This window comes from Oceanospirillum beijerinckii DSM 7166 (assembly GCF_000422425.1).
Taxonomy (GTDB): Bacteria; Pseudomonadota; Gammaproteobacteria; order Pseudomonadales; family Halomonadaceae; genus Oceanospirillum; species Oceanospirillum beijerinckii.
The window spans coordinates 119,463-132,818 of record NZ_AULT01000011.1 but is presented as its reverse complement, the minus strand read 5'-3'; the positions used below and the strand labels follow the sequence as shown (position 1 = coordinate 132,818).

12 protein-coding genes are annotated in these 13,356 nt (G+C 47.1%); 5 read left to right on the top strand and 7 right to left on the bottom strand.

Annotation, left to right across the window (positions count from 1 at the left end; all coding sequences use genetic code 11):
- Positions 1-398 precede the first annotated feature (398 nt).
- The 7 genes from H579_RS27630 to H579_RS29055 all read right to left on the bottom strand — a co-directional run bounded on the left by H579_RS27630 (position 399) and on the right by H579_RS29055 (position 6,123).
- Positions 399-1,304, bottom strand: a complete 906-nt coding sequence (locus H579_RS27630) for a GGDEF domain-containing protein (protein WP_051227332.1) — start codon at positions 1,302-1,304, stop codon at positions 399-401.
- A gap of 311 nt (positions 1,305-1,615) precedes the next feature.
- Positions 1,616-2,680 carry a succinylglutamate desuccinylase/aspartoacylase family protein gene (locus H579_RS24350; protein WP_036565413.1) on the bottom strand — a complete coding sequence of 355 codons (1,065 nt, stop codon included), beginning with the start codon at positions 2,678-2,680 and terminating at the stop codon, positions 1,616-1,618.
- 45 nt (positions 2,681-2,725) lie between these two features.
- Entirely contained in the window at positions 2,726-3,631 is a 906-nt protein-coding gene (gene rimK, locus H579_RS0105410) for a 30S ribosomal protein S6--L-glutamate ligase (RefSeq protein WP_028299836.1), read from the bottom strand.
- Between the two features lie 10 nt (positions 3,632-3,641).
- Complete coding sequence (locus H579_RS0105405; RefSeq protein ID WP_028299835.1) at positions 3,642-4,094, bottom strand: ATP-dependent zinc protease family protein; 453 nt, start codon at positions 4,092-4,094, stop codon at positions 3,642-3,644.
- 17 nt (positions 4,095-4,111) lie between these two features.
- Complete coding sequence (locus H579_RS24345) at positions 4,112-5,029, bottom strand: mechanosensitive ion channel domain-containing protein (RefSeq protein WP_157834560.1); 918 nt, start codon at positions 5,027-5,029, stop codon at positions 4,112-4,114.
- 210 nt (positions 5,030-5,239) lie between these two features.
- Positions 5,240-5,971, bottom strand: a complete 732-nt coding sequence (locus tag H579_RS0105395) for a cation:proton antiporter domain-containing protein (protein ID WP_211224666.1) — start codon at positions 5,969-5,971, stop codon at positions 5,240-5,242.
- Between the two features lie 5 nt (positions 5,972-5,976).
- Positions 5,977-6,123: a hypothetical protein gene (locus tag H579_RS29055; protein ID WP_157834558.1), complete on the bottom strand. Its 147-nt coding sequence runs from the start codon at positions 6,121-6,123 to the stop codon at positions 5,977-5,979.
- A 152-nt stretch (positions 6,124-6,275) separates the two neighbouring features.
- On the opposite strand from H579_RS29055, the gene H579_RS0105385 reads away from it, so the two are divergent.
- The 5 genes from H579_RS0105385 (at position 6,276) to H579_RS24340 (ending at position 13,298) form a co-directional block, all read left to right on the top strand.
- Positions 6,276-7,262, top strand: a complete 987-nt coding sequence (locus H579_RS0105385; RefSeq protein WP_051227330.1) for a zinc transporter ZntB — start codon at positions 6,276-6,278, stop codon at positions 7,260-7,262.
- A gap of 264 nt (positions 7,263-7,526) precedes the next feature.
- A complete protein-coding gene (locus H579_RS0105380) occupies positions 7,527-9,299 on the top strand; it encodes an N-acetylglutaminylglutamine amidotransferase (RefSeq protein WP_028299832.1) in 1,773 nt (590 codons plus the stop codon).
- 11 nt (positions 9,300-9,310) lie between these two features.
- Positions 9,311-11,053, top strand: coding sequence for an N-acetylglutaminylglutamine synthetase (gene ngg / locus H579_RS0105375; RefSeq protein WP_084623951.1), 1,743 nt, complete (start codon positions 9,311-9,313; stop codon positions 11,051-11,053).
- A gap of 9 nt (positions 11,054-11,062) precedes the next feature.
- Positions 11,063-12,175 (top strand): osmoprotectant NAGGN system M42 family peptidase, encoded by a 1,113-nt coding sequence (locus H579_RS0105370; RefSeq protein ID WP_028299830.1) that lies wholly within the window; start codon positions 11,063-11,065, stop codon positions 12,173-12,175.
- A 277-nt stretch (positions 12,176-12,452) separates the two neighbouring features.
- Complete coding sequence (locus tag H579_RS24340) at positions 12,453-13,298, top strand: GGDEF domain-containing protein (protein WP_051227329.1); 846 nt, start codon at positions 12,453-12,455, stop codon at positions 13,296-13,298.
- Positions 13,299-13,356 lie beyond the last annotated feature (58 nt).

The window sequence follows — 13,356 nt, the reverse complement described above, 5'->3', positions numbered from 1 at the left end:
TGGAAAAGGTCGGAAAGCCGCCTTTACCTGGAGCATAAAAAAGAGGGCTAGGAGGGCTATTGTCAACAACACTCTGCTTTGGCGTTCCTTGCCTTGATCTACGCTGTAAAAGCACATGCTGTATAGCCAGCTCCTGCAGAATAACTGTCGTCTGTAGAGAAAAACAGACGAGGGGATCTGTATAAAAAGTACTAATGGCGACCGTATGCAGCTTCTTTCATCACCTTGGCAACTACTCGATAAACCTCTACCCAGGCTTGGCGTACCTACTTAGTAAAACGTAGCAGATCTCTTTTAAGATTATCTCAACATGGGTCATAGGTCAGAAAAATTAACTCTTGTCCCAGGAATGCTGGATAGTCTCGAACTGCAAATGGGTAATAGTTAAGATTTGATGCTCAGGCACCGATCTCCTTTGCCACATAGCTATGCTTCCCTTGTGCTTTTGCACTATAGGTCACCTGATCCACCTCTTTCATTAAGCTTGTTACTTCCAGTGTGACCTGATCCAAACCGCTTCTTGAGCCTACTAAACCAATCGATGTTTTAATACTCAGCTCAACGCCTTCAAACTCCAGTGGCAACAATAAGGTTTCAAGCACTCGCTGGATAATTAACTCCGCTTCATCAAGATCCGTCAGAGGAAGCAATAAAGCAAACTCATCACCACCTAATCGTCCTAGAGTATCTGTTTTTCTGAGCTTGGTCTTCACACGTTGCACAAAGGTTTTCAGCAGCTCATCACCGGCGTGATGGCCGTAGGTATCATTAACCGGCTTAAATTTGTCCAGATCAAAGTAGGCTAAAGAGATCGGTTGATGATAACGCTTGGCGTTTTCCAACGCCTGCTTCAGACGGTCTGTAAAAAGGTGCCGGTTGGCGGCACCGGTCAGGTTGTCATAATGAGCGAGAGATACCAGCTTTTGATCTTTTACAAAATCTCTTAAAAGTGAATTGATCGTCATTTTAAGGATTGCAGGAGAAACCAGATCCATTGGCAGGAAATCTATTGTGAACTGCCCTTCAAAGGTTAAAGGCTCTGGCTTTCTATTACCGCCTACCGCGAGTATCGGATAATGCCAACCATAGCTTTCGCATACGTCAACCATCTGAGAAAAAAGATTGTCTGAACAAATAATGGCTTTCAATCCTACTACCTCACCCTCTCTGAGCTGTGAGGGCTGAGAACACGTGTACAGCTTTACTTTTGGGAAACACAGCGCCAAGCCTGAAGCTAACCACTGCGACATATGAGGATTGTCACTGACCACCAAAAATTGAGCTTTGGTTTTCGTTGCAGCCATGATGTATCTCTACGTTAAAAAAAGCGAAAACTGTCCGTTAATACGGCCTCTTGCTGCATCATATTAGAGCCATTAACCCAGTAAGACAAAAATAGATTAAGATGGGGAGAAATGAGTAAAAAGCTTTTAAATCATACTGTAACGCTTATTCCAAATGCTTATGTCTCCGCAGCCTTTACTTATTGCTGGAAAGAGTAGAGTTCCTTCCAGTTCAGACTAGTCCTCTATGGATCGCAGAGAAGACACAAGCAGTCATCTTCCAGGTTTTACCGGCCAGACTGGCCGGTAAGCAGGGTGTGGCTATGAACCGGTTAATTGGCTATTGGTGCCAGCTCCGGGTCAACAGGCGGTTCTAACACCGTAACAATATCCAGGTCATCAGTAAAAGACTCAACCTGATCGACGATATCACCGGCATTCTCACTGAAACGAGCAATATGAAAGAGCGCTTCACCTTCATGAACCAGAGGCAGGTTCACGCGACCAATAACGACCCCCTCACAAGAAGCACAGACCTCAATCTCAGACTCGCCAAGGGGATCTGCGACAATGGCAATGACGCTGCCTACTGTCGTTCTGGCACCCAGTGGAATCAGTGTCCTTAAAATACCGCTGGCCGGTGAACGTATCCACATCGAGTTCAGCGCTACAGTGCTCTCCTGCTCTGTTTTACGTGCAGCTCGCCGAATCATCCCCAAGTGTCTCATGACATTGACAATGCCATTTTTGCCTGCGCGTATGCAGACCTCATCAAAGCGTAGAGCTTCCCCTGCTTCATACAGAATCACAGGAATACCTAACGCCTCAGCAGACTTTCTGAAAGTGCCCTCTTTCGGGGACGAGTGCAATATAATTGGCAAACCAAAAGCCTTCGCCATCCGTTCACAAGGCTCGCTATCAGGATCAAAGCGAATCTGCGGCAGATTCGACCGATGCCGGGCACCGGTATGCAGGTCAATGGCAAAATCCGCGTGCGATACGATCTCGGTCAAAAAAGTATTCGCCAAGCGGGCTGCCAGAGAGCCTTTCGGGGAACCCGGAAAACTCCGATTCAGATCACGGCCATCAGGCAGATAGCGATTATGATCCAGAAAACCATGGATGTTAACGATGGGCACTACGATAAGAGTGCCAACCAATTGTCCAAGCTGCTTCAGCTTTAGCAAACGGCGAATAATTTCAACGCCGTTAATCTCATCCCCATGAATCGCTGCAGAGACCAAAAGAACGGGGCCGGGTTTTCGACCATGAATCACCCTGACCGTTAAGCCAATCTCATTATTGGTGATCATGGCGGCAACCGGGATATTCAGCGTCTTGCGCTCACCTGGCTGAATGATGGTACCCGCTATTGTGATTGGTTCCGCTTTTTTCATCTTTTGTGTCCCTGAAGCCCAGAAATAATTAACAACAGGTTCTAATTAACCTTTGCCTTTGGTTCGGGTGTTGTTTGGCTTAGCATTAGCTTCTACAAACTCAACAATCATACCTGCAATATCTTTGTGAGTAGATTTTTCAATGCCCTCCAGTCCAGGGGATGAGTTCACCTCCATCACCAATGGGCCACGGTTTGAGCGCAGGATATCCACACCCGCTACATTCAACCCCATACACTGAGCCGCTTTAACCGCCGTAGCTCTTTCCTCGGGAGTTAACTTCGTTAATGCTGCTGTTCCACCGCGATGCAGATTGGATCGAAACTCGCCTTCCGCCGCCGTACGCTCCATAGCTGCGACCACTTTCTTGCCGATGACCAGACAGCGCACATCTGAACCACCGGCCTCCTTAATAAACTCCTGAATCAGGAAATCGGCCTTCAGCTCACGAAATGCGTCGATCACACTTTCTGCGGCTTTATTGGTTTCAGCCAGTACAACACCTTTACCCTGAGTACCCTCTGTTAGTTTAATCACCAGAGGTGCACCACCCACCAGGCTAATCAGGTCTTTAGTATTGTCGACACTGTGGGCAAAACCGGTTTTTGGCATGCCAACCCCTTTGCGGGAAAGCAGCTGTAAAGAGCGCAGCTTATCTCTGGAGCGCCCCAGAGCAATCGATTCTGTTAAGGTGTAAGCGCCCATCATCTCAAATTGGCGAATAACCGACAGACCATATTGAGTAATCGATGCACCAATACGTGGAATAATGGCATCAAAGCCTTCCAGTTTTTCCCCGTGATACCAAATCGCTGGCGACGAAGAAGTGATATCCATATAGCATTTTAAGGTATCAATCACTCGCACTTCATGACCACGGCTTTCTACCGCTTCAACTAAACGCTGGGTTGAGTACAGTTTTTTATTGCGTGACAAAATTCCAATTTTCATTTTTTTCCTCTTAACTGATCTGTTTTTTTAAGGCTGGCTTTTTCTGAGCGTAAGATAAATCACAATCTACGACAAAATGATCTCTCAACGCCGTGCGTCCTAATAACATTCTATAAGCCATTTTTTCCCGGTTGGTCAGGGTCAACTCTGCCATAAAGCGGGTGTTACCCACCACAAACTCGGTTTCAATCACATAGCGGGCCTCAACGTGACCACCGGAATCACTGACATTACGTATTTCTTTCACAGGAGCCTCGGCAATGACTTCCGGTGTTTCCTTTTTCCTGACAGGGTGCAAACCAAAACGCACCCAATCCCTGCCATCACTCCCTTTAAAGGGGTCAATAAAAAATGTATGTAACGCCGATGTCTTGGCACCGCTATCGACCTTGGCGATAACTTCATCAATTCCCAACTCCGGGAATGCCACATGTTCACGCCAACCTACCGTTTTCTTCTTCATATTTTGTACAGCCTATATCAATTTGACGCTTCGGTTATGCCCTGGTTCTCCGGCTCTTCCAATGAATCAGGAGCCAGATCTGCTACTGACCGAAATTGGCTTCCATGCGTTTTTTCATACCAATATGTCATAAAGTCTTCTGTAATTTTTTGCTCTATTTCAACGGCTTCCTGGGTTGGACAGAAGTAACTCACCTGAAATACATTCTTTGCCGTACTATTGGTGATAAAGCGCACACCATACTGATTCATATTAAGCTCAACACCCAACTTCTTCTCAATTAATGCACCATAACGCTCAGCAACCTGCCAGAAGGGCTCGCTGTATAACTCAATACGCTGTAGTAAAAAGCGTCTCGCATCAACCACATCAATCGGGTCATCTTCCCGCACCAGTTCAAAACTATGGGTGATATAGCGGCGCATAAAGTTCAGATTTAAGACTACGGTGCTGGCAAACTGATGGTTAGGGATCACCAATGTTCGACCTGTATAACCGTAGCTTTTCCCATCAAGGTCGACTTCAAGCAGGGTTGTTGTCAGCCAATCACTACTGACCACTTCACCTTTGGAGCTGCCAACCTGAATCCAGTCCCCCACTGAAAATGCACGGCTTCCGGCAACATACAGTGCTCCCAAAAAGCATTGAATCTGCTCCCGGGTTGCCACTACCAGCGCCACGGCAAAGGCTGCGATGGATAACGCAATAAACCTTAATTCAGAAGACCAGATAATGATTAATGCGATGATTGTCATCAGACTGGTCAGATTATTAACCACATTGACCCAGCGCTTAGGATCAAGCTCATCGCTTTTGCGAAAACGTTTGATCAGCCGAACGCAGAACCAACGTATCAGCAGAAAAGAAACCAGTACCAGAATAGATACTAACCACTTGTGCTCTTGCAACAGGAGCAACATAATCTCTTTGTCCAACGCCTGTGTTTATCCTCTTTCAATATTGGTTTACAGTCTCTGTCATTTTTCAAAGACTGGGGAGCTGATATAAGTATATTTTTTACCGATTATCTAAGCCCCCCACATTAGAGTTTCTCTTTAGCCAATAGTTTTGATGATTCAGCCTTTAGCCAAAAATATCGAAACACTTTTGTGTCAGTGTGTATTGCGCTGCTCTGGCATATTTGGTTATTTACCACAACATATTAAGCTTACTTCTACAAGCTTGTTTTTTAATAGTTTTATTTTTATTACGCGCTGAGCCCAAATTTCCGCTCTGCAATACCGATCCAAAGAGGGCTGATCAATAGTGTAATTGAAATAACACTCAGAGCCAGCTGATAGCCGAAATCGCTGATCATGCCCGCTTGAAACCCTACAGCGGTTAGTACGAAGCTCCCCCCCTATTTGCGACAACATGGCACCTGTGACGATACTTTCCCGCCATGAGTAACTCGCACCTTTCAAGATCAAACTGTTCAGCAAGGTTTTACCCATTAGGGTGACCATGACTAGAGTCAGCACCAATAAAAGGTTTTGCTGTAGAAAACTGAGATTAAGCAGCAAGCCCACAGAAACAAAAAACAGTGCGACAAACACAACCTTCATAGGTTCAAGAGTATGGTGAACCCACTGCATTTCTTTCGCTGCCCCCACCAGCATTCCAGCCAGAAAAGCACCTAATGCGGTTGCAAGTTCAAACCATCCCGAAATCAAAGCGAAGCCGAGACACAATCCCAGCACGGCAAACACTTGCAGCTCTTTATCCCCTTTCAACCATTGGCCTAAAGGCAAGCGAACCTGTTTTGCCTTCACCAAAAGGGCAAACAATACAACCGCCAGCAGTGTACCTATCGATTGTTTTATAACGGTAAAACCTGAAACCTCGCCAGCACCCTGCATACCTAAAACAATCAGCATGGGAATCAAAGCCAACCCCAGAGACCTAGTGCCATACCCGCGATCAGATAAGCAACGACATGAGGCTGCTTCAGAATCTTAAGCACCAACGCGACTAAAAGTATCAGCAAAGTAATGCCCACAACATGAGGCATTGCCGGATCCATATGCATATTTTTTCTCTATATGACTATATTTAAATATTAGTCTGGCTTTTTAAAGAGCGCGCTTTTTATACTGCAGGATAAAGAGAGTCAATGTGTTTTTATTTGAAAGATAAAAAACATTTACCACTTATTACAACACGAAGATTTATTAAATAGTCATGACAATAGAAAACATACAGCAAGATGCCTTAATACATTGCTATCACTTTGATGGAAAAGGCAAAGGTGAGCTTATTTCCTCGGAAAGCGAGCAAAATCGCCGGTTAGCCAGTGGGTTTGCCTGGCTACATTTTGATCTGAATAATTCGAGCACAATGGACTGGCTGAATCAGCATTCTCTGGTTGACCCCGTGATTGTTGAAGCGATGGCGGCGGAAGAAACCCGTCCAAGGTGTGTCATCAGCGATAAAGGTATTCTGTTGATTCTCAGAGGGGTTAACCTGAACCCGGGCCAATCAGCAGATGATATGATCTCAATTCGGCTCTGGGTGGAAGAGCATAGAGTCATCAGTGTTCGTCGACGCAAGCTGACCTCGGTGCAGGATCTGCGTGATCAGATTCAGCGTAATCAGGCACCTAAGTCAGCACCAGAGCTTGTGGTGGATCTTGCCAATCACCTGACTTGGCATATTGGTGAAACAATCGAGCGTTACGAAGAGCAGCTGTCTGACCTGGAAGACAAGATGCTCAACGAAGGCGATGACAATATTCGTCAGGATCTGCTAACGATTCGACGCCAGCTGATTACCCTGCAGCGCTATCTATCCCCTCAGAAAGAAGCGATCAATCGATTAATGACAGAAAAAATTGATTGGTTAGAAAATAGCCAGAAGAAACAACTCAGGGAGGTTAATGATCGACTGGTCAGACATCTGGAAGACCTGGCAGCAATGCGGGAAAGAAGCGTAGTGGTACAACAGGAACTGTCCAATCATCTGGCGGAAAAAGCCAATACCCGCGTCTACTTACTGTCAATTATTACCGCTATTTTCTTGCCTCTGAGCTTTGTAACAGGCCTTTTGGGTATTAATGTCGGTGGTTTACCGGGTATGGAAAACCCTGAAGCTTTTTGGAATGTGCTCTGGTTGCTGGTTATTTCCGGCATTATTCAGGTCATTATCATGCGCTGGAAGCATTGGCTTTAGGCGCTGAAATCAAAGAGCGGATTATCCCAGTCCGCTCACACAAATTTATATAGAAGTACTTCCGATATGCTCTGGCTAATGGCTCAAGGGATGCTTTTGTCTGAATACTCCCCCTTTCTTTCTCTTTAGATTGCCTTTACCCCCTTGTATATCACTTCCTAAAAATCCAATTTCAGGTGATATTCATAAAAATATAATTTGAACACTAAACATTAGTGATGTAATAATAAAAAGACAGTCATCACTACATTATCTGGAGGATTTATGTGTGGCTTAGCCGGGATTATTGCCCGGACACCCAATATTGAACTGGGCGCAACCATTGAAAAAATGACAGATTCGATGCGCCAAAGGGGCCCTGATGCCAAAGGGATTTTAACCAGAAACAATACTGCCCTGGGCCATAGAAGATTGCAGATTATTGATCTGACAGATCAGGGACAGCAGCCCATGGCAGACCCTGAACTCGGCCTGGATGTCGCTTTTAATGGCTGTATCTACAACTTCCAGGAAATAAGACAGGCTCTTAAAGAAAAGGGTTATCGGTTCTTTTCTGTTAGTGATACTGAAGTCATTGGTAAGGCCTATCATGCCTGGGGCAAGGAGAGCTTCAAACGTTTTAATGGCATGTTCGCCATCGCAATTAACGACTGGCGTAACAACGAAGTGGTACTGACACGGGATCGCTTAGGCATCAAACCACTATACTACTCTGATACCGACAGCGCCCTCCTGTTTGCGTCTACTACACAGGCTATTTTGGCCTCGGGGTTAGTCAGCCCTGAATTAGACCCTGCCGCGCTTAACTTCTATATGAGCTTCCACTCCGTCGTCCCAGCGCCTAAGACCCTGCTAAAAGAGATTAAAAAAGTGGAGCCGGGCACTTACCAGGTCTGGCGTGAGGGGCAGAAACTCCAGGAGATTCGTTGGTGGCAACTGTCCAATAAACAGCTGTCATCGGACAAAGGCATGTCCACCGAGGACTGGAAAGAAGCCTTACTACGCAGATTACATAGAGCCGTCGAGCGTCGCTCTATCGCAGATGTGCCCGTTGGGGTGCTGTTATCTGGCGGTGTGGACTCCAGCCTGATTACCGGTTTACTGGCCCAATACTCCGCGCAGCCACTGCATACCTACTCTATTGGCTTTGAAGCGTCAGGAGGTGAGCGTGGTGATGAATTTGAATACTCAGACCTGATTGCTAAACATTTTGGCACCGAACACCATAAGATTGAGATTCCTTCCCACGAGCTGTTAAAGCATCTGCCCGAGAGCTTTAAAGCGATGTCTGAGCCTATGGTAAGTTACGACAATATCGCTTTTTGGCTCCTGTCACGGGAAGTATCGAAAGATATGAAGGTGGTGCAATCTGGTCAGGGTGCCGATGAAGTGTTCGGTGGCTATCACTGGTATCCACCGCTTATGTCACCGCAAGCCGATGCCGGGACGTACTGCCAGTATTTTATGGATCAGAACTTCGAGCGTTATCAGCAGATGGTCCAGTCTCGCTGGGTGGAGCAGGATTATGCCGGTGATTTTGTGCGTGATCATTTCGCTTCCGGCATCTCAGATAGCACCATTAACAGTGCACTGCAGCTGGATACAACAGTGATGCTGACCGAAGATCCGGTTAAACGTGTCGACAACATGACTATGGCCTGGGGTCTGGAAGCTCGTGTACCTTTCCTTGATCACGAAGTGGTTGAACTGGCTGCTCGAATGCCTCCTGAGCTTAAGGTTAAGGATGATGGGAAGTGGATTCTGAAAGAGGCCGCCCGTCATGTAATTCCTAATGCCGTGATTGATCGTCCCAAGGGTTATTTCCCGGTACCGGCTCTGAAGTATATCGAAGGCCCTTACCTGGAGATGGTGCGCGATACTTTAAACAGCGCAGCCTGTCGTGAACGTGGTCTGTTCCAGGCTCACTATATTGATACCCTGCTGGATAATCCGAAAGAGCATCTGACACCTTTGCGTGGCTCACGCCTCTGGCAGGTGGCTTTACTGGAACTTTGGCTACAAACCCATCAGATATAAGGAGTGTGAACATGCAAACGGGTCATGAGTTTTCCAAACGCGAAACAACCATGGATATTACCGGCATGGTCTCTCTGAAACACTGGGGGGAGCGACCCAGCCAGGCGAAGCCTTGTGCCAATATGAACCGTCAGGTGGACTGTGGCTGGGGTAACCTGATTTTCAGTCAGACCTTTAATCAGGATACACAACTGACGGAAGTACTGCGGGATGAAACCCACGGACAGCGCAACATAGCCCTTTATGTCAGAAACCCCCAGGTACTGGTATCCCAGTACCCACAGGAACTGTTTCTGGACCCTTCACTGACTTATCGTCTGGACCTAAGCGCGAGCATTCGTCCCGACATCCCAAAAGGTTTGGTCATTGAACCTGCGGCTGTTGCGGATGAATACGCTATTAACCGCATCTATAAGAGCCGCCATATGATACCCGTGCGGGAAGGCTACCTATCCAGCCTTGATGCTAATGACAGTGTGATCATGCTGGTGGCACGGGAAGTGGGCAGCGGGGATATTGTTGGAGTGATCACAGGAGTGGATCATCAGCAAGCGTTTAACGATCCTGATAACGGTTCCAGTTTATGGGCTCTGGCAACAGATTCTCAAACCAGCTGGAGCGGTTTGGGCAAAGCCCTGATTCAGGCGCTGGCAGCCCACTTTAAATCCCAGGGGCGCAGCTTTATGGATCTGTCCGTGATGCACGATAACCATCAGGCGATTGCACTGTATGAGCATCTGGGGTTTAAAGCAATTCCCGTGTACTGCATCAAAAATCGCAATGCGGTTAACGAGAAGCTTTATACCGGCCAGCAACCGCCACAAACGTTAAATATTTATGCCCGTATTATTATCGAAGAAGCCTGTCGCAGAGGCATCGCGGTGGATATACAGGATGCGGAACAGGGCTTTTTCAGCTTGTCTCTGGGGGGCAGAACCATTCACTGTCGGGAGTCCCTTACCGATCTGACCAGTGCAGTGGCAATGAGCCTGTGCAGTGATAAAGCGGTGACACATCGTGTACTCAATCAGGTCGGCTTATCCGTGCCAGAGCAAATCTCTCCTAAAAATAGTAGTGACTTGTTGGACTTCCTCCACCAACACCAACGCCTGGTGATTAAACCCGCTAATGGTGAGCAGGGCGATCATGTATTTGTCGATTTAAGCGATGAAGGCTCTGTACTGGATGCCTGGAAACAGGTGTGCTCGACAGGTGACACCGCTATTGCCGAGCAGTTTGTTGAAGGGCAGGATCTGAGAATTGTTGTGATCAATTATCAGGTGGTAGCGGCATCTATACGTATTCCTGCCCGCATTACAGGCAATGGCCAGGATGATATTCAAACTCTGATTGAAAAACAGAGTCACCGTCGCTCCAAAGCCACTGGCGGAGAAAGCTATATCCCTCTGGATAGCGAAACCCTGCGCTGTATTGCTGACGCAGGATTTTCACTGGCCGATATCTTGCCTTGTGGCCAGACCCTGACGGTGCGTAAGACGGCGAACCTGCATACCGGTGGCACCATGACAGATGTGACGCAAAAACTGCACCCCCAACTTGCCGATGCCGCAGAAAAAGCCGCTAAAGCACTGAATATTCCTGTGGTTGGGTTGGATATGATGGTCGACGCCCCGGATAAACCCGCTTATCACATTATTGAAGCCAATGAACGACCGGGATTAGCCAACCATGAGCCTCAGCCTACAGCAGAAAGGCTGATCGATCTGCTGTTTCCACAAACACAGCCATCCTGAGGTGCCACTATGCAAGCATTAACTATTGATCAGGATTATCTTCAAAATACCCTGATGCCTCTGTTAACCATTCCCAGTCCAGCCGGTATGACCGACAGCGTGGTACAGTGGGTCTGCCATGAACTGGAAAATCTGGGCATTGAATACGAACTGACCCGTCGCGGGGCTATTCGGGCTAATCTTTATGGTCGCCAGAACAGTCCTGATCGGGCAATTGCGGCCCATTTGGACACCCTGGGTGCTATCGTTCGTAAATATAAAGCCAATGGCCGCTTGGAGATCGCTTCTATTGGCACCTGGCCTGCGCGCTCCGCTGAAGGCGCCCGTGTGACCGTATTCACCGAAAGTGGCCGCACCTATCGGGGCACCATACTGCCGAAAAAAGCCTCTGGTCATACTTACGGCAGTGAAGTGGATAAACAGGAAGCCAGTTGGAACAATCTTGAACTACGTCTGGATCATACCTTGTCCTGCGCTGAAGATCTCGAAGCCGCAGGGATCAATGTTGGTGATATTATCGCTGTAGACCCTCAGCCAGAGTTCTGCGCTAACGGTTTCTGGGTATCCCGTTTTCTGGATGATAAAGCCGGTGCTGCCGCTCTGCTGGCCGCGGCTAAAGCGATCAAAGAGCATAATCAGCCTCTGGAGATGGATTGCCATCTGCTGTTTACCATCTCGGAAGAGGTCGGTGTTGGTGCATCCCATATATTACATGGCGATGTGGCTGAGTTGCTGGCGGTAGATAATGGCACCATCGCCCCTGAACAAAACACTTCAGAGTATGGCGTGACCATTGCGATGCAGGACTCCAGTGGCCCCTTTGACCGCCACTTAACTCATCATCTGATAGACCTGTGTAAAGAACACCGCCTGGAATTCAGCCGGGATGTATTTCGCTATTATCGCAGTGATGCCGCGGCAGCATTGGAAGCGGGTAGCGATATCCGTACGGGACTGATCTGTTTTGCTCTGGATGCCTCTCATGGTTATGAGCGCACCCATCAGTCTTCAGTGACAACGGTTGCTCAGTTGCTGACTCTGTATATGCAATCCGGCCCCCTGTTCCATCGTGATGAACATGCTCTTGGGCCTCTGCAGGATTTCCCTTCGGATGATTTATAACCTTTCAGTTCAGACGTTCAGTCATGGGATGTTATGACTGTAGAGCTTTAATAACGTGTTATGATCTTATTGATATCTCATCAATGGGAACAGTTTGCACGATCCCCCCATAGAGACAAGCCTCAGGAACTGCGAACTCCCTCTTTTACAAATAGCGCTATCTTTTATTGAGCATGTTTGAATCAGAGGGGGTCGAAGTGAGGTTGAGTCGGCTCTCTACAGCGTCCAAAGACAGGGGTGCAGAGTGCAATCCCGGCTCAGACCGGAGGGAAATCAAATGAAGAATAACAATCAGCAACTTGAAGAAGTGATCGAAATTGAATCCGATTCGCTTACGCTCACGCAGATAAATTATATTACCTCCACTAAAGACAGGCTAAGGTTCTACGAAAAACGGTATCCTGACCGCTTGTACTCGACCCTTCTTATGTCACTGACTCATGAGCCTTATACAGAAGAGCATGCTAAGGGCCTGTGGTCAAAAATCAATAGCCATATGGAAGAGTTAAACCATACGCTTCAGAGAGATGTTGGTTTAAGTGTGGCTACACTCGACTATTTAACTAATTTCTCAGACAACTTATCAGCGCCAAAGATAATTGAGCAAGATAAAAGTAATTTTGTCAGTCGGGCCGCTACCGTTGATGAGCTGACCAAGCTTTATATCCGTGATGTATTTGATGTCATTATCAAAAAAAGTATTTATAGCGCACAAAGAAACAACACTTCTCTGTGCCTTTTAATGATCGATATCGATGATTTCAAACAGGTTAACGACTGCCACGGCCATCAGACCGGTGATCGAGTGCTGACTGAAGTAGGCGGTAGTATCAATCAGTCAATACGGGAAATGGATATCGCGGCCCGCTATGGTGGGGAAGAGTTGGCTGTGATTATGCCAGACACCGACAGAGAACAAGCGTCTCAAGTGGGTGAGCGTATTCGGGAACACATTGAGCGCTTAAAGTTCGACAGTTTTTCAGTAACGGTGAGCATTGGTTTAGCCGAGCTTGATAAGAAATGCAGGACACCAGAAGCACTAATATCAGCCGCAGACGATGCTTTATATGAAGCCAAACGTAATGGTAAGAATCAACTGGTGCTTTCACACAAGACAGCCTAAACGTATTCTAATGACAATTTATCAGTACTGCTGGTCTAAAAAACAAAAAAGCGGGTGT